Here is a 17,671-nt window from a genome sequence, read left to right on the forward strand (position 1 = left end):
CGGAAACCCAGTTTCTTATAAAAATCAGAGGTTGAGGGCGATATATCTACCAAGCCACCGGGCTTCTGACCCAAAGCGCAGAGACTCCTATATATTAGAAGTTCCCAAATGCAGGGCAAAGACTTCGGGGACTTCGAGGGCTTCAGGGACTTCGCAAAAGTCAAAAGTCAAAAGTCGGAAGTTTTTTAAGAAAAACTTGCTCTTGTAAAGAATTACCTCTATAATCGTCAATACGGTAAAGAAAAGTAAACTCTGTTCATAATCCAACTTGTTTTCTGCTAAGCAGAGGCAACGGTTGGATACTAAGGACTAGAGGCAGATCCGTTGTAATTATATCCATTTGGAGATTTGCGTAAATGACAATCGCAGTCGGACGCGCCCAGACCGAAAGAGGCATCTTTGATGTCCTCGACGACTGGCTCAAACGCGATCGCTTCGTCTTCGTAGGCTGGTCTGGCATCCTGCTATTCCCCTGCGCCTACCTAGCCATCGGTGGCTGGTTAACAGGCACCACCTTCGTCACATCCTGGTACACCCACGGTTTGGCAAGCTCCTACCTCGAAGGAGCCAACTTCCTCACGGTAGCCGTCTCCACCCCAGCCAACAGCCTCGGACACTCCCTGTTGTTCCTGTGGGGCCCCGAAGCACAGTGGGACTTCACCCGCTGGTTCCAACTCGGTGGGCTGTGGACATTCGTAGCCCTCCACGGTGCATTCGCACTGATCGGCTTTTGCCTGCGTCAGATTGAAATCGCCCGTTTAGTCGGCATCCGTCCCTACAACGCCCTAGCATTCACCGGCCCCATCGCCGTGTTTGTGTCGGTGTTCCTGCTTTACCCCTTGGGTCAATCAGGCTGGTTCTTCGCCCCCAGTTTCGGCGTCGCAGCAATTTTCCGCTTTTTGTTATTCCTGCAAGGCTTCCACAACTGGACGCTCAACCCCTTCCACATGATGGGCGTTGCAGGCATCTTGGGCGGTGCGCTGTTGTGCGCCATCCACGGTGCAACCGTAGAAAACACCTTGTTTGAAGACGGCGAAGGCTCAAACACCTTCCGCGCCTTCAACCCAACTCAGTCAGAAGAAACCTACTCGATGGTGACAGCCAACCGTTTTTGGTCGCAAATCTTCGGAATTGCCTTCTCCAACAAGCGCTGGTTGCACTTCTTCATGTTGTTCGTACCTGTCACAGGCTTGTGGATGAGCTCCATTGGCATCGTCGGTTTAGCATTAAACCTGCGCGCCTATGACTTCGTATCACAAGAATTACGCGCTGCTGAAGATCCTGAGTTTGAAACGTTCTACACTAAGAACATTCTGCTTAACGAAGGCATTCGTGCTTGGATGGCTCCGACAGACCAACCTCACGAAAACTACATCTTCCCTGAAGAAGTTCTGCCTCGCGGTAACGCTCTGTAATCAGCACGAAATATCAAAATCTCCAGCATTTTAAAAGGGTAAGATAAAGCAGTTTAGGCTTTACCCTTAATGCTTAAAAAGCTCCCGCCACCAGGCAGGAGCTTTTTGTTTCTAGGATTCGATCGAATTAGCGCCCTAAAAAAGTTGATTTCGTACAGAAACAAACTCTGCCTGTGGCTAGAACAACTTGTGTCTTTATATCTGGTTAACTCTGCTATTAGGCAAGAAATCGAGCTGCCTTTCCCCGCCGCCAGAGTTGCCTTGCGCCTGATAACCACACAGCCCGCCCGGATATGGCTGAAACTGCGATCGCCCGATTGCTGTAAAGATCGATCAAAGACCTTGCAGCAGCAGTAATTTCACCCTATTTTGCAAAAATCTCAATTTGCATCCCCCCACTTCTAATTCCTTGTGTTATTCTAATAATTGTGAATACTAGAACGATACTCAGAACGCAGGTTCTTCTGGTAACGCTAGCAATTGCTAGCGCACAAATCATCACCTTAAATCTTGTATTTAGGTGATGTGCGTTCCAATATTAAGCCATTTAGCTAAACCTGGAGGTGATGCCCATGATAGAAAGTAGTAAACGCATGGGTCATCAGATTGGAAACTACCGGCTGTGCGCCGGGGCCGCTCACTAGCAGTCAGCCGTCGTCTCCAACGGGAAACGACTTCCACGGGGAACCAGGCTGAGCTAGGGATTCTCCCGGCAGTCAGGTTCTAATCTGAAGACCCGCTAGACCGCTCTCACCTCAAATAGTGTTAAATCTTGAGTATTAAAACTTGAGAATAAACGCTATTGGTGAGAGCGGATAGTTTTTGGTAAGGGTTTCTACAGGTGGGCAGTTAATCTGCCATTGCTAATCAAAAAAAAATTATGGCTGACCTACTTAAAAATACTGAAATTCAAGAGCGCGCCAGTCAATGGTCAGGCTGGACGGTTGAAGGCAAACAACTGCGCTGTACCCGTTTATTCAAAGATTTTACCCTTAGCGATCGCCTTTGTGAATAAGTTGGTCGGCCCCTCAGAAGCCGCAGCACATCACCCAGACCTAAAAATCTCCTACAACAAAGTTACAGTTAACTTGACAACCAACGATGCCGGAGGCTTAACTGACCAAGACTTTGCCCTAGCCCAAGAGATTTCTACGCTAGATTAAAAGAGTGCCAGTTGGCCCAACAAGAGCCACTGCATCTAGCGACAGCCGCCGATCAGGGAAAGCTCGCAAATAAAAAATCGACTTGGGGTTAAAATCAGGTGTGAAAAAGTCGAGAAGCCAAACGTTCAATGTATAAAAGGCTATTCCCCATCATCCGAACATGATCGTATTTGAAAAGCCAGAGTTCAAGAACGAGTCTGCTGCAGAAAAAACCGATCTGATAGAAAAGCTTTTAGATATTGGCGCAGCTTTGTCGAGCGCCCAAGATTTGGGCGAGTTGTTAAACTTAATTTTATCCAAAAGTAGGGAAATTACCTACAGCGATGCTGGCAGCGTTTACTTAGTAGATCACAGCGACGAAACATCTAAGCTGCTGTTCAAGGTAGCCCAAAACGCTTCTAAACCGAGCCTGTCGTTTAAAGAGTTTGCTCTGCCGCTGACAGACAAAAGTTTGGCAGGATACGTGGCAATTACAGGTCAAAGTTTGAACCTGTCTGATGCGTACGACTTACCATCGGGCGTACCCTACCGGCTAGATACCAGTTTTGACAGGGATATTAATTACCGGACTTGCTCGGTAATGGTACTGCCCATGCAAAACCGACAGGGGGAGACAATAGGTGTACTGCAATTGATCAACCGCAAAACAAAGGCAGATACGGTGCTGACAGCAGATAATGCCTGGGAATCAACGCAGCAGTATTCGGAGTGGGAAGAAAGGATAGTTCGATCGCTCGCTTCTCAAGCAGCCATCTCGATCGAGCGCAATCAACTCCAAGACAGCATAGAACATTTGTTCGAGGGCTTCGTGAAAGCCTCGGTGCAAGTCATAGAAGCCAGAGACCCCTGTACCTACGGCCATTCAGAACGAGTAGCAGCCCTCACAGTACGCCTTTCCGAAGAAGTAAACACCGTCAGCAGCGGAGAACTGCGCTCTATTTACTTTAACAACCGCCAAATTCAAGAACTTCGCTACGCAGCCCTGCTGCACGATTTTGGCAAAATCGGAGTCTCCGAAGCAGTTTTGACGAAACAGAAAAAGCTCTACCCCGCACAGCTAGAAATTATTCGCCACCGCTTTGGCTTAGCTCAGCGGACGATGGAAATGGAATGCGTCCAGTCTAAATATAAATACTTGCTGGAGCATTCAGCCTACCGAAAACACCCGATCCAGGAACTAGAGTGCGCTCAATGCCAGGAAATTGAACAGCTAGACACTAAGCTAGCAGAGGCGAAAACCAGATTAGCCGAATACTGGGAAGTGCTGCTAGAGGCAAACGAGCCTCACATTTTGGCAGCAGAACCCCTAGCTCAACTGCGAGAGATTTCTCGACAAACTTACAGAGATATAGATGGGGCAAAGAAACCCCTGCTGAACCCAGACGAGATCGTGCAATTGATGGTATCGAGGGGCAACCTGACGCCGGAAGAACGATCTGCAATAGAATTTCATGTAACTCACACTTACGAGTTTCTCAAGCAAATTCCTTGGACAAAGGATTTAAAAAATGTTCCAAATATTGCCTACGGACATCACGAAAAACTGGACGGCACAGGCTATCCGCGAGGTTTAAACAAGTCAGAAATTCCAATTCAAGCGCAATTGATGACGATCGCCGATATTTACGACGCGCTGACAGCAGGCGATCGCCCCTACAAGCGAGCTCTGCGAACAGAGGCAGCGATGAAAATTTTGTGGCAAGAAGCAGCTCACAACAAAATCAACGCTGATTTGTTAGAATTGTTCGATCATCGCCAAGTATTTAGTGTTCTCGGACACAGCTTGGAGGTTAAAGTCGAATCAGCCTAGACGAGTCGAGCGTGCTGTGCTAAAAAGTAAATAGGCGATCGGGCGCTATCAAGTGTCACCCGTCAAATCAATCCACAACCCAAGCGGGGTCGGATTTGGACGCAGTTGAGTACAGGTTAAAAAACAGGCTCTCTGCAGGCGTCAGTCACATCTATATACTCGGTCAGCCCGAAAGAATCAAAAGAAAAAGTGAATTTTAGGTTTCTTTTTAGAGTATGCTAGTGGAGCAACGACTGACCACATAGAAGACTAGAAAAGTTTCTCTGTAATCGGTGTGAGGATGAGAGTGAATATGTCGAAATTTTTGTGGAGTTACTTACTAATCAGCCCAGCAGTCTTAGGAGCTACCCTAGTAGTTTCTTCGAGCGCGATGGCAGCAGACGCTCAGCAGGCTGCTGATGCGCTCAATCCCGCTGTCGCAAAAGCTGAAACCGCTGAAACCTCCGAAGCGAAACTAAATGCTTTAGCTGCTATTTCCGAAACAACAGCAGCCTCCGAGCCAGTAGAAGAAATTTCCCAAGGCGCTGGCAGCGAAACCCACGCAGCGATTGCCGATTCGGCCACGGCTGCAACTGAAAGTGCGATCGTCGGAGCCAACATAGCCCCCCCCGACGCAAATCCCCAAGCGGCATCACAACCTACAAGTGAATCTTTAGCTGCCGCCCGGCCAACAGTCGCTCAACCAGTAGAAAATTCTGCCCCGGCAGCCCAACTAGAAACTCCAGCCCCGGCAGCTACCGCTCTCCCAGAGCAAATCGGTGCCGTTCAATTAGAAACTCCAGCCCCGGCAGTGGCAGAGTCGGCAGAACAAAGTTTGCCAAAACCGGCTGAATCTGTAGCCCAAACTGCAGCGCCACAACAGCAAAACCCAGCCACCACATTAGAACAGCTCAACCAGTACAGCACCGAAGGTGCTGCAGGCAGCGAAACTGAAGGTCAAGTTACCTCAGTATCTCAACTTTCCGACGTGCGGCCCACAGACTGGGCATTCCAAGCACTGCAATCCCTAGTCGAGCGCTACGGCTGTATTGCCGGTTATCCCGACGGCACCTTCCGCGGCAACCGCGCAATGACTCGCTACGAATTCGCAGCCGGTTTAAATGCTTGCTTAGACAAGGTGAGCGAGCTAATTAGAGGCGGCACTGGCAACTTCGCTACCAGAGATGACTTGGCAGCCCTCCAACGGCTCCAAGAAGAATTTGCAGCGGAACTGGCAACCCTGCGCGGTCGCGTAGATGCTCTGGAAGCTCGGACATCCGAACTCGAAGCCAACCAATTCTCGACCACTACTAAGCTGACTGGGGAAGCAATTTTCGCTCTCAGCGATGACTTTGGTGGCAACGTTGGCTTGTTTGGCAGAGACCAAAAAAGAGTAGGCAGCGACAACAACGAAGCTGTCTTCCAACAACGGGTGCGCCTGAATTTAAATACGAGCTTTACCGGCAGAGACTTACTGCTGACACGGCTTCAAGTCGGCAACGGTCGCAACTTCAACCTTGGTGCTACCAGCGAAGGCACTCAAACTTGGAACGTAGTCGGCAGAACCGACAACGTTGTTTCCCTCGACACCTTGCTGTACAAGTTCCCCGTCGGTCAGCGACTGAACGTTACCCTTGCAGCCAACGCTGTCATCTGGGACGACATTCTGCCGACTGTCAACCCTTACTTTGAAGACTTTGACGGCGGCAACGGAGCACTGAGCACCTTTGGACAGCGGAACCCGATTTATCGCTTGGGCGGTGGCTCAGGTATCGGCTTTGACTATGCCTTCGGTGGCAGGGGCTTGCTGGGCGGCGTGTTCGGCCCGACTTCTCTGTCCTTCGGTTATTTGGCGTCAAATGCAGCCAGTCCGGCTAAAGGTGCAGGCTTGACGAACGGCGACTACGCGGCGATGGGTCAGTTGACTTTTACCCCCGGACGTAACTTGCAAGTTGCTTTCAACTACAACCACGGTTACTTTAGCAGAGGTAACTTTGGGTTTGACAATGGTTTATCGAATGGACCAGGTAGTCTCGGCGGTTTCACAGGTACCGGCGTGGCTAATTCTCTCAACGGTTTGAGCGAAGGCTTTGACGGCTTCCGCGCTCGCAAAGTTGTCAGCGACTCCTACGGTGCTGAGGCTTCGTTGCGGCTAAACCGGAGGTTTATCCTTGGTGGCTGGGCTGGTTTAACCAATGCCCGCATTCTCGGCATCGGCGATGCGAGAATCTGGAACTACGCTGTCACCTTGGCTTTGCCCGATTTAGGGAAAGAAGGCAACTTGCTAGGGTTCGTGGTAGGTCGTGAGCCTTACTTGGATAAACTTGAAGCTCCGAGAAGTTTGCGGAGCTTCCGCAACGATAATTCGTATCACGTTGAAGGGTTCTACAAGTTTCAGCTCTCGGACAACATTTCTGTTACTCCGGGCGTGATTTGGGTGACAAATCCTAATCAAGATGACCGTAATGATGACATCATCATTGGTACTCTGAGAACTACTTTCACCTTCTAAGAGCGGGTTAGATGAGGCAGGGCGGGTCATACCCTCTCTGCTGGCAACTCTAGATGCCATGTTTAGCCCTGCCGGCGGCAGGGCTTTTTTGTGGGCGGGACGAATGGGGCGCCCAGCATCTATTAAAAATTAAAAATTATTAGTCATAGACGCAGAAACCCAGTTTCTTGAGGTAAGGCCGTCGTGGAGGCGGAGAGAGTCGAAACTAGCAACTGGGTTTCCAACCAGCGAGAGTGCCGATCGTCCTAATGATGAAGTGATGAAGTGATGAAAGTCGATTAAGTTCAGTGGAAAACCGGGGTATAATAAAAGGTAAAGCGAGGAGTTAGAATTGGGAACTCAACATTGAGGAGAATTTTAACATCTGACTTCGGAGTTGATAATTTTGGTATGGGAAGCAATTATGGTAGAACTCTCCTGTAAAAGCGAATACGCAATCTTAGCTTTGCTGGAGCTTGCCGATTGCTACGAAGAAGGCGAGCCTCTGCAAATTCGACAGATAGCGGCTCAGCAAAATATTCCCGATCGATATTTAGAACAGTTGCTAGCTACAATGAGACGCTGCGGGTTGATTCGCAGCCAGCGAGGAGCTAAGGGAGGTTATATATTGGCGAGGGAACCCTGGAAAATTACACTCCTAGAAATTATCAACTGCCTCGAAGGCTCAGAGTTCGATCGAGCTGAAAAAGACTCGCCTGCTCAAACTGTAGAAAGTGCTGTGATTTGGGAAGTTTGGCAAGAAGCCCGATCGATTGCCAACTCAGTGTTGCAAAAATACACGCTACAGGATCTGTGCGAAAAACGCAATGGCAGACGGCAGCTCGATATCATGTATTACATCTAGTTAATATTGCCAACTAGGAATTAACATTTACTTAATTACAAACTGACAAAGATTATGCGTATTGCTGGCGACATTACAGAATTGGTAGGGCGGACGCCTCTGGTTCAACTCAACCGCATTCCCCAAGCTGAAGGCTGCGTGGCTCGGATTGTGGTAAAACTTGAAGGCATGAATCCGGCAGCATCGGTGAAAGACCGCATCGGTGTCAGTATGGTCAATCAAGCCGAGGCCGAAGGGCTGATTAGTCCAGGCAAAACGGTTTTAGTGGAACCGACTTCTGGCAATACCGGAATTGCTCTGGCGATGGTGGCCGCGGCTAAGGGCTACCAGTTGATTTTGACGATGCCGGATACGATGAGCACGGAACGCCGATCGATGCTGCGAGCTTACGGAGCGCAACTAGAACTGACTCCCGGAATTGAGGGCATGAGCGGCTGCATCCGCCGCGCTCAAGAGATTGTGGACAAAACTCCCAATGCGTATATGTTGCAGCAGTTTCGGAATCCAGCGAACCCCCAGGTTCACCGTTCGACAACGGCTGAGGAAATTTGGGAAGATACCGACGGTGAGGTGGATTTCCTGATTTCGGGAGTCGGCACGGGCGGTACGATTACGGGTGTCGCAGAGGTGATTAAGTCGCGGAAACCCGAGTTTAAGGCGATCGCCGTTGAGCCGGCCAACAGTCAGGTACTCTCGGGCGGAAAGCCAGGGCCTCACAAAATTCAAGGTATCGGTGCTGGTTTTGTGCCGCCGGTGCTGAATGTGAAATCAATCGACGAAATTATAGTTGTTACGGATGACGAGTCGATCGCCTACAGCCGCCGCTTGGCCAGAGAAGAAGGACTTTTGTCCGGTATTTCCAGCGGTGCGGCACTATGTGCGGCGGTGAAAGTCGGCAAGCGTCCCGAAAATGCCGGAAAATTGATTGTGATGATTCAGCCTAGCTTCGGCGAACGCTATCTGAGCACTCCCTTGTTCCAAGATCCAGAACTGAATTTGGCGATGGCCCTCAACTAGGTCAGCCTCCCGCCAAGTCGCAGAAACAGAGAGCAGGGCGTACAGTGTACGCCCTGCTTGGCTTTTTAGATTAAAGAATGGCGAGAGATTATAGCTTCCTCGATCGCGGGCGAGACCGAATTTCTGAAGGCGCTTTTTTTGAACTGCTTTCGGCACGTTAGCGAAGCCACCAGTAAGCGCTCTTGTCACGAAGGAAAAGAAGAGAAAGAGCTAACTGTTGCCGGGAGGACCGCTATAGAAGTCCCCAATGTCGATCGGTTTGCCCCTTCAAAAGCCTCAATGTTTTTCTAAAATAGATTTATGATAAGTTGAAAACTGAGGTTTTTTACTTACAATTTTTGACATTTATATCATATAAATACTTAAAAAATTAGCAAAAAATGATATTTTTGTCAAGCACTTTTTCACAGATTATCCAGATTTCAAGGAAATAAGAGCGTGTCTTCCGTTACCAATCACTACAAAACCCTAAAGATTAGCCCAACCGCCACACAAGCCGAGATTAAACAAGCATACCGCCGTTTAGTCAAATTATTTCATCCAGACAGCCGCAGCGACACAGCGGGTCACGAAGAGATTGTCCGCCTCAATGCAGCCTATGAAATATTAGGAGACGCCCAGCGCAGACAATCTTACGATCGCCTAATGGACGAGCAAACCAAACAGCAACCACCAGTCGCACCAAACGTCACCCGCCAGCAAAAACAAACAGCCAGGGAAGCCGATGAACAAATGGAACAGTGGCTGATTAAAGTATACAAACCAGTCAATAAAATGCTCAACAGCATCTTGAAGCCGCTTAAAAAAGAAATAGACGAATTGTCAGCAGATCCGTTTGATGACGAACTGATAGAAAAGTTTCAACTTTATATCGAAACCAGCCGCGACTTTCTCAAAAAAGCTCATAACTTTCTGACATCAATGCCCAATCCATCTAATGTAGCCGGAGTTGCAGCCCATCTTTACTACTGTATCAATCAAGTCGGAGACGGCATAGAAGAATTGTATTTATTTACCCTCAATTATGACGATCGCCATTTGCACACCGGTCAAGAACTATTTAGAATTGCCGCTAGACTGCGGCGGGAAGCGCAGGATGAATTAAAAATTAAAATTTAAAAAAGCAGATTGTTCTCTCTTCCCTCTCCCCTCTTCCTTCTTCCCTCTTCCCTCTTCCTTCTTTCAAATTCCAAAAAGAACTTGAATTCGCTTGCGAATTTTAATAAAAGGAGTTTGTTCCAGAGAGTCGTCATCTAACAATCCCAAATCTCTCAAAGCTTGCTGGCGTTCCGACAATTTTTGAGCAATCTGATCTGCTAAATTGGGTTGTTCTCTTAAAAGTTTTTGCAAATCGTGACGTTCCACTACAAACAAAATTGCATCTTCGCTAGTTTTAACAGTTGCGGTTCTCGGAGTTCCCAATAGCAAAGATATTTCCCCAAAAAACTCGCCCTCGTGAAGCGTAGCAATATACTGACCAGCTTTTTGAGAAAGAACTTCTACAGTACCTGAAAGAATAATATAAAAAGAATCGCCAGGGTCATCTTCTTTACATACAACCTGTCCCGCTGGAAACAGTTGTCGGTAGCCGTATTCAATTAACTGTCGCAGTTCTAAATCCGTACACTGTTCAAAATAAGTTACTCGTCGCAACAAATCTCGCAGCGTCCAATTATTAGGCGATTTAGGCGCTGAATTTTTATGTTCAGAAACGGGGGGATTAGATTTGATGTCGGCTGAATGTTTGGCATTCTGCGGAAAAACTTTGCCGTTGGAATTATCATCTTTGTGCTCGTGAAAAAGTTTAGTTATCTCGTGCGGGTTTCGCAGCCACAAATCTCGCTGGGGAAAGGGAATTTCGATATGGCGGTGGCGCAATTCGTAATCTATTAAAAAATTTACCGCACTTTTAATAGCATCGCTTTCCTGCGGCTGGTCAATCCAAACTAAAAGTTCAAAATTTAAAGCGTTATCTCCAAAACCGCGAAACCATACTTTAGGAGAAGGATGGGACAAGACATTCGATTCCATCCGCGCCGCAATTAACAGCGCTTCCGTAACTATTACTGGGTCTGATCCGTAAGCAACGCCGATGGGGAGGTGGAGGCGGCATCTGGGGTCTCTGTAACTCCAGTTAATAATGTTAGTTTCTACAAACTTAATATTTGGTATAATTACAAACATTCCGTCAATGGTTTTAATAATAGTCGAGCGAATAGAAATTGTTTCTACTGTTCCTAATAAATTGTCTATTTCAATAAAGTCTCCGACTCGAATTTGGTGCTCGAATAACAGGGTGAGACCGCTGATAAAATTGCTGGCGAGATTTTGTAATCCGAAGCCGAAGCCAATGCCGACAACCCCTGCTAAGACGGCGAGAGAAGTGAGGTTGATTCCGGCACCTTGTATGACGAATATACAGCCAAGAGTGGCTAAGATATAGCTAATGATGGTGGAAATTGCTTCTCTACTGCCACGATCTAATCCCATCCGAACTAGCAGGCTGCGCTTGATTCCTTCACTGATAATCTTAGCTATAATCAAGGCAAATATAGCTAAGATTATCAGTTTGACGATCGCACTGATGGACAGATGAGTTTCCCCGACATAAAATAGCGGGGTTGTCATCGCACCTGACAAATTTTCCCAAAGATGTTCGGCTCGTGTAGTAATCCAATTCATTAATATTTGGTAATGGGTAATTGGTGATTGATCATGGGTGATGAGTTTTGAGCGCAACTGAACCGCCTACTGCTAACTATTGCAGAGCTTAGGCGAAAAACTCGAACTGTGGAGTGTCTTGTGTGGCAAAAAAGGTGGATTCCCTTCGGGATAAATCCGCACGCGCGTACTTTCTCAAAGGCTGGTAACTGATGGGTTAGTAACAGATGGCGAAAAACTATTTTGTAGCGGTATTTTCTGCCGGATATCTGTATCGTGGCCTAAAATGGGTCCTGCGGCTCGATCGAGCGACGACGTGTTGCCAATATTTGGAAAATTGGTAGAAATTCATTTACAGCACCCTCAAATAATCGAAAAATTCCAGCAAAAATTAGTTTATCCTTAAGAAGCGAGTCCTTTACAGAACTTAACAAGCTTACCCTACTTGACTTTTATGCAGTGCATCATCAATCGTCGGGCACAGTTTTCGGCGAGTCACCGGTACTGGCTGCCGGAGTTAAGCGAAGCCGAGAACTTTGAGCGGTTTGGCCCAACTGCCCGCGCACCGGGACACGGACACAATTACGTCCTTTACGTTTCCATGATAGGCGAACTCGACGAGTACGGCATGGTGCTCAACCTGTCTGATGTCAAGCACGTCATCAAGCGGGAAGTAACCAAGGATCTCGATTTTTCCTTTCTCAACGAAGCGTGGCCCGAATTTGAGCAGACTCTGCCAACTACTGAAAACATAGCACGGCAAATTTGGCTGCGGCTAGCCCCTCATTTGCCTGTGAGCAAAATTCAATTGTTTGAACATCCCGAACTTTGGGCTGAATATTTAGGAAACGGAATGGAAGCTTATCTAACTTTGTCCACTCATTTTAGTGCGGCCCATCGCTTGGCTCGTCCCGATTTGAGTTTTGAAGAAAACTCGGAAATTTACGGCAAATGTGCTCGGCCTAACGGTCACGGCCACAACTATCATTTAGAGGTGACTGTTAAAGGGGAAATTGATGCGCGGACTGGCATGATTGCTGATTTGGGAGCTTTGCAAAAAGCCGTTGACGATTATGTTGTTGAACCTTTCGATCACACTTTTTTAAATAAGGATATTGCTTATTTTGAGAAGGTTGTGCCGACTGCGGAGAATATTGCAGTTCGGATCGGGCAATTGTTGCGATCGCCCGTTCGGGAATTGGGCGCAGAGTTGCACAAGATTAAGCTGATTGAAAGTCCGAATAATAGCTGTGAAATTTTCGGCGCTGATTTAGAGGAAGTGGCGGTTGAACATAAGCAGCCGGGAGCGGTTTTAGCTGGGGTTTAGAGCTGAATATCTGCTGGTAGATTCACCAGTCTTCTCTGTAGATCCGAGAGTCCGGCAGTCCGACAGTCCGACAGGGGTGTTCAACCCCTGTCTCATAGCTAAAGTCCTCTGAAATAAAACTACAATTAATCATATTTTCCTTGAGAAGTTGGCTCATTTTTAGCTTCTTCCAGAGCATTATACTTTTGTGAGAACTTCAGAGCGATCGCCTGGAGAATCCTCAAAGATTGCGCCTTTTTTAATCAGGTCTTGCTTCATCGATTCAGAAACGCCTAACTTCGAGCTGAATCGGGCTTCCTCAACCTTAGTCTTACTCAGGTCGGCACCTCTGAGGTCGGCACCTCTGAGGTCGGCACTTCTGAGGTCGGCACTTCTGAGGTCGGCACTTCTGAGGTTGGCACTTCTGAGGTTGGCACTTCTGAAGTCGGCATCACTCAGGTCGGCACTTCTGAGGTCGGCACCACTCAGGTTGGCACTTCTGAGGTGGGCAATTCTGAGGTCGGCACCACTCAGGTTGGTACTCATCAGGTAGGCCCACCTGAGGTCGGCACCACTCAGGTTGGCACCACTCAGGTTGGCACCACTCAGGTGGGCATGACTCAGGTCGGCACCACTCAGGTTGGCACCACTCAGGTCGGCATCACTCAGGTAGGTATTACTCAGGTCGGCACCGCTCAGGTCGGCACCGCTCAGGTCGGCATCACTCAGGTCGGCATCACTCAGGTCGGCATCACTCAGGTCGGCACCGCTCAGGTCGGCACCGCTCAGGTCGGCACCACTTAAGTCAACCTCCCTCAGGTCGGCATCACTTAAGTCAACCTCACTCAAGTCTCGATGTCTAATTCCCTGAGTAACAATCTCTGGTACTAAACACCACTTATTATTGAGTTCGTTACTTTCGTCCTCCTCTGAGCTTTCACTCAAAATTTGAACATCTTCAACAGGAAAACCGCTTACTTCCTTTAATTCTCCTGATTTTATGAGAGATACAAGCCGATCGATATCCTCTTGAGAGCCCTCTACAGTTAATCGGATGCTGCCCTCTTTAATATCAATGATTTTTATAGTGTCTCCTGCAAATTCTCGTAAAATAAATTCAACCCTACTTGAATCTCCAAAGGAATTTATATCACCTATTAATTTAATTTCAGCTTTAATTGTATTAGTTTTTTTATCTATTACAGTCACTTGACGGTAAAATGTTGGTGTTAGCATTTTCTCCACTCCTTCATTAATATCAGGGTTTATGCAATCAGTTATTCCTGGTGTTTGAGATGGTTTTTCTTCTGAGAGTTCCGCTATTTTAGTCCAATCTAATTTCAGTTCTTGACATATCTTTTTAAAGGAATCAGGCTGAATGGGCTGGCACTGAAAAAACTTGGTAACTGTACTGCGTGCTAAAAGCTGAGATTTGGCAAAGTTAATTTTTGAATCAAATCCTAGCCTTTTCAGAGCGTTTTCTGCTATCTTTACACCTTCTGAAGATGCGGTGATAGGTATCTTCTTCTTTTTTCTGATGCTTAGGTCAGTCATAATGTGGAGAGTCTTTTGAGACGATCGCTGACAAAAGCGAAACTAGAGCATAGGACAATCATAGAGCAATCACAAGATAGGGACAAGTAAATCATTGTGTAGTCAGGGTTTCAAGCATTTTGCTTCACACTAGAAGTATAAAGTTTAGGCTCAACGAAACCCATGAATAACCAGCCAATCACCCACTCTGACTCCACAATAGAAACGATTATTGCCAAAGAACGATTGCGCCAAGCCCACCATAGTTTTAACTTGGCCTTTGTTACGACCGCAGCCTGTGCCCTCATCGGTTTTGCGGGAGTTGGGCTTGTACTTCTGGGCAAAGCCTCAGAGGGCACTATCACGGCAACTGGAGGTCTGGCATCGACTGCTTATTGTCTCAAGCTGTCCAAAGATGCCAATGACAGACTTGATAAGGTTGCTGAGGATCTCAACGACGATCGATAGCGGGTGGATCGCAGATAATTAGAGCAATACGACTGACGCAACAATCATCTGGATCGATCGGGGCAACCACGGCGGGATTGCCCCTACAAAACGCGCTTATTCAGAGAAAAATACCTTCGATCGCACTTTTTTAAATAAGGAGATTTCCTCTTTTGAGAAGGTTGTGCCGACTGCGGAGAATATTGCAGTTCGGATCGGGCAATTGTTGCGATCGCCCGTTCGGGAATTGGGCGCAGAGTTGCACAAGATTAAGCTGATTGAAAGTCCGAATAATAGCTGTGAAATTTTCGGCGCTGATTTAGAAGAAGTGGCGGTTGAACATCAGCAGCCGGAAGCGGTTTTAGCTGGGGTTTAGAGTTAAAAATCGGGTCGGCTGGGGCGGGTTCACCGGGATAGTTGGCTAATTGTGCAGATTGGTGAAGCCACCCCTACCAGCCTAATGATAGATTCCGAGAGTTATCCAACCGCATGAGGCGCGAGAATATATTCTTTCACCAAAGTTACACAGCCAGAATTACTGGCAGTTTTCCTGAAAAGTCAGACTCCCCGCGTATTTTGGAGATAGTAAGTCAGCATTCCTCATGTCAGCTATTTTTACTGCTGAGACTATGAGGTCGATCGTCCGATCGCTGACAACCAAGCACCAATTTCTCCTAAATGACTTGACGTTTATGCGCGTCTCAAATGTAGCTCTCTTGACTCTGGCTGCCCTCGCATCCCACAATTTAACTGCTAATACTAGCGCCAATCCTGCTGCACATCCTGTTTCTCCTGAGACACCGCAGGCTAGCAACTTTGTTGATGCCGTAAATAATACTGAATCGCGTCGGGCTGAGTCAATTAGCGAGCCTGAGACGATCGCCTACGAAAAATTTTCCCCAAATAGTACCGTATCCCGTCGGGCTGAGTCAATTAGCGAGCCTGAGACGATCGCCCACGAAAAATTTTCCCCAAATAGTACCGCATCCCGTCCGGCTGAGTCAATTAGCGAGCCTGAGACGATCGCTCACGAACAATTTTCCCCACGAATTGCTGTAAAATCGCCGACAGCTTTGCTGGTAGCAGCCGCTCAACCCGATTTATCTGCTACTGCAAAAACCAAGGCGAATACTCCTGCTCGATCCGGCGATGAACTAACAAAATCTTTACAAGAAACCTGGCTGTCTAAATTAATCGAAACTGGGGTTGAAAGCAATCCTCAAGTTCGCGATGTTTTCGCTTTTATATCCCCGTCTAGTGGCAGTTCTGAATCTGGGTACGGTTTTAATAGTACCCTAACTTTGCTCAATATTTTACTAATTCTTGGGACTGTATTTCCACCAGTGACAATTGCCTTTTTTTGGATGATGCGACGGCTGATCATCAAACACTTGGTGGCTGATGCCAATAAACGATTGCAAGGCATTGGTGTATTGGAATCTGAACTCATAAATTCTAGCCAAGTGACTCAAAAGTTGAGGAAGGAATTAGAAGCGCAAATGGGTGCAGCTAAACAATCTATTGATTTTTTAACTAGAGAAACTGAACTTTCCAAATCTTCCGTCGAGCAAATTGAGACTCTCAAATCTCAATTTATCATGCACCTGCAAGTTTTGCGGACAGAAGTTGACGAGAAAAAATCTCAAATTGTTCAAGAAATTTCCCAAGTTCCTGCCGTTGTTGCCAAAGAAGCTCTCAAAGTCGCACCTCAATCGGCCTTAAACAATTCCCAAAATTCGCAAACCGCACCTGCTAGCAACGAAAAGTTGATTGCTGACGATTATATCAAGCAAGCCGAAGGGCTTTATTTTCAAGGCAGTTATGATGAGGCATTAGGCTGCTTGGAAAAAGCTATTTTAGCGAATAAGAATTTGGATGAGGCGTGGTATTGGCGCGGAAACGTGTTAATAAGATTGCAGCGCCCGGAAGAGGCACTAGCCTGTTATGACCAAGCAATATCGATTAAACCGGATAACTACGAATTGTGGTATAATAAAGCGTATTTGCTGGGAAAATTGCAGAGGTACGAAGAGGCGATCGCCTGTTACGAGCGAGCAAGTTTGAGCGAATCTAGAAAATACGGTTGTTGGCACAGTATAGCGGCTTTGTTGGGTCAATTGCAGCATTACGAAGAAGCGATCGCCAGTTACGATCGCGCCCTCGCTATCAAAGCAACCGACAGCGAAATTTGGCACAACCGAGGCGCGATGCTGGGCAAAATACAGCAGCACGCAGCAGCAGTCGATTCTTACGATCGCGCTCTCGATCTCAATCCCAAGAGATATGAAACTTGGTACAATCGAGGCAATATGCTGTGGAGACTGCTCCGGTACAGCGATGCTATTGATTCTTACGATCGGGCGATCGGCATCCGGGCCGACAAATACGAAGTTTGGTACAATAGAGCCGCTGTGCTCGGAAAAATGCAGCGATATCAAGAATCGATCGAATCCTACGACAAAGCAATCGCCCTTAAACCGCAGGATTTTGAAGTGTGGCACAACCGAGGCGCAGCTTTCGACAAACTTTCGCAGCACGAAGCAGCAATTGCCTCTTACGAATCAGCAATTACCCTTAATTCGGAGTGTTACGAAGCTTGGTTTGGTAAAGGCGAATCTTTGGCCAAATTGCAGCGCAATGAAGAAGCGATCACAGCTTATGAGAAAGCGATTGCTATTAAGCCCGATTCTTACGATGCTTGGCACCACTTGGGTACCGCTTTGTCAGCATTAAAGCGCTATGAGGAAGCAATGGCAGCTTACGATCGAGCGATCGCCATTAAGCCTGAGAATGCGGAAGCTTGGCGCGATCGAGGCGCAATTGTATCAGAATTAAAACAGGATACAGACAAAATTGACTCCGCCGAAAAAGAGACTGAAGCTAAGCCCAATTCCGGCGAATCGTCTGCTATTTCAAAGGCCTCTGATAGCAAGGTCGATCGACCTACTTCAACAGCTTCGATGTAAGGATTGATTATTACATAG

At 47.3% G+C, this 17,671-nt stretch carries 12 protein-coding genes and 1 pseudogene; 11 read left to right on the plus strand and 2 right to left on the minus strand.

The annotated features are described in order from the left end of the window. Positions 1-356: 356 nt before the first annotated feature. The 7 genes and pseudogenes from psbD to QT994_RS02295 all read left to right on the plus strand — a co-directional run bounded on the left by psbD (position 357) and on the right by QT994_RS02295 (position 9,859). Entirely contained in the window at positions 357-1,415 is a 1,059-nt protein-coding gene (gene psbD, locus QT994_RS02265; RefSeq protein ID WP_006635450.1) for a photosystem II D2 protein (photosystem q(a) protein), read from the plus strand. A gap of 880 nt (positions 1,416-2,295) precedes the next feature. Next, positions 2,296-2,578, plus strand: a pseudogene (locus tag QT994_RS02270) (4a-hydroxytetrahydrobiopterin dehydratase). Between the two features lie 160 nt (positions 2,579-2,738). Next, on the plus strand, positions 2,739-4,388 hold the full coding sequence (locus QT994_RS02275; RefSeq protein ID WP_333171479.1) for an HD domain-containing phosphohydrolase: 1,650 nt from the start codon (positions 2,739-2,741) through the stop codon (positions 4,386-4,388). Between the two features lie 292 nt (positions 4,389-4,680). Then, positions 4,681-6,879, plus strand: a complete 2,199-nt coding sequence (locus QT994_RS02280) for an iron uptake porin (protein ID WP_333171482.1) — start codon at positions 4,681-4,683, stop codon at positions 6,877-6,879. Positions 6,880-7,282: 403 nt separating this feature from the next. Continuing rightward, complete coding sequence (locus tag QT994_RS02285) at positions 7,283-7,723, plus strand: Rrf2 family transcriptional regulator (protein WP_333044126.1); 441 nt, start codon at positions 7,283-7,285, stop codon at positions 7,721-7,723. A gap of 54 nt (positions 7,724-7,777) precedes the next feature. Beyond that, positions 7,778-8,740, plus strand: a complete 963-nt coding sequence (cysK, locus tag QT994_RS02290) for a cysteine synthase A (protein WP_333171486.1) — start codon at positions 7,778-7,780, stop codon at positions 8,738-8,740. A gap of 438 nt (positions 8,741-9,178) precedes the next feature. Continuing rightward, on the plus strand, positions 9,179-9,859 hold the full coding sequence (locus QT994_RS02295) for a J domain-containing protein (protein ID WP_333171489.1): 681 nt from the start codon (positions 9,179-9,181) through the stop codon (positions 9,857-9,859). Positions 9,860-9,922: 63 nt separating this feature from the next. On the opposite strand, the gene QT994_RS02300 is transcribed toward QT994_RS02295, so the two are convergent. Continuing rightward, positions 9,923-11,422, minus strand: a complete 1,500-nt coding sequence (locus QT994_RS02300) for a cyclic nucleotide-binding domain-containing protein (protein WP_333171490.1) — start codon at positions 11,420-11,422, stop codon at positions 9,923-9,925. Between the two features lie 433 nt (positions 11,423-11,855). On the opposite strand from QT994_RS02300, the gene QT994_RS02305 reads away from it, so the two are divergent. Continuing rightward, a complete protein-coding gene (locus QT994_RS02305) occupies positions 11,856-12,728 on the plus strand; it encodes a 6-carboxytetrahydropterin synthase (protein WP_333171492.1) in 873 nt (290 codons plus the stop codon). Positions 12,729-12,905: 177 nt separating this feature from the next. Here the strand turns inward: QT994_RS02305 and QT994_RS02310 are convergent, their stop codons facing one another. Next, positions 12,906-14,261 (minus strand): pentapeptide repeat-containing protein, encoded by a 1,356-nt coding sequence (locus tag QT994_RS02310; protein WP_333171494.1) that lies wholly within the window; start codon positions 14,259-14,261, stop codon positions 12,906-12,908. A 162-nt stretch (positions 14,262-14,423) separates the two neighbouring features. On the opposite strand from QT994_RS02310, the gene QT994_RS02315 reads away from it, so the two are divergent. From QT994_RS02315 to QT994_RS02325, 3 genes are all read left to right on the plus strand, one after another. After that, positions 14,424-14,708: a TRADD-N-associated membrane domain-containing protein gene (locus tag QT994_RS02315; protein WP_333171496.1), complete on the plus strand. Its 285-nt coding sequence runs from the start codon at positions 14,424-14,426 to the stop codon at positions 14,706-14,708. Positions 14,709-14,784: 76 nt separating this feature from the next. Next, the gene (locus QT994_RS02320) at positions 14,785-15,063 is read left to right on the plus strand and encodes a 6-pyruvoyl trahydropterin synthase family protein (protein WP_445243859.1); all 279 of its coding nucleotides are present in this window, start codon (positions 14,785-14,787) and stop codon (positions 15,061-15,063) included. 226 nt (positions 15,064-15,289) lie between these two features. Then, entirely contained in the window at positions 15,290-17,653 is a 2,364-nt protein-coding gene (locus tag QT994_RS02325) for a tetratricopeptide repeat protein (RefSeq protein WP_333171498.1), read from the plus strand. The last annotated feature ends 18 nt before the right edge of the window (positions 17,654-17,671 follow it).

Source organism: Microcoleus sp. S13_B4, assembly GCF_036700885.1.
Taxonomy (GTDB): domain Bacteria; phylum Cyanobacteriota; class Cyanobacteriia; order Cyanobacteriales; family Microcoleaceae; genus Microcoleus.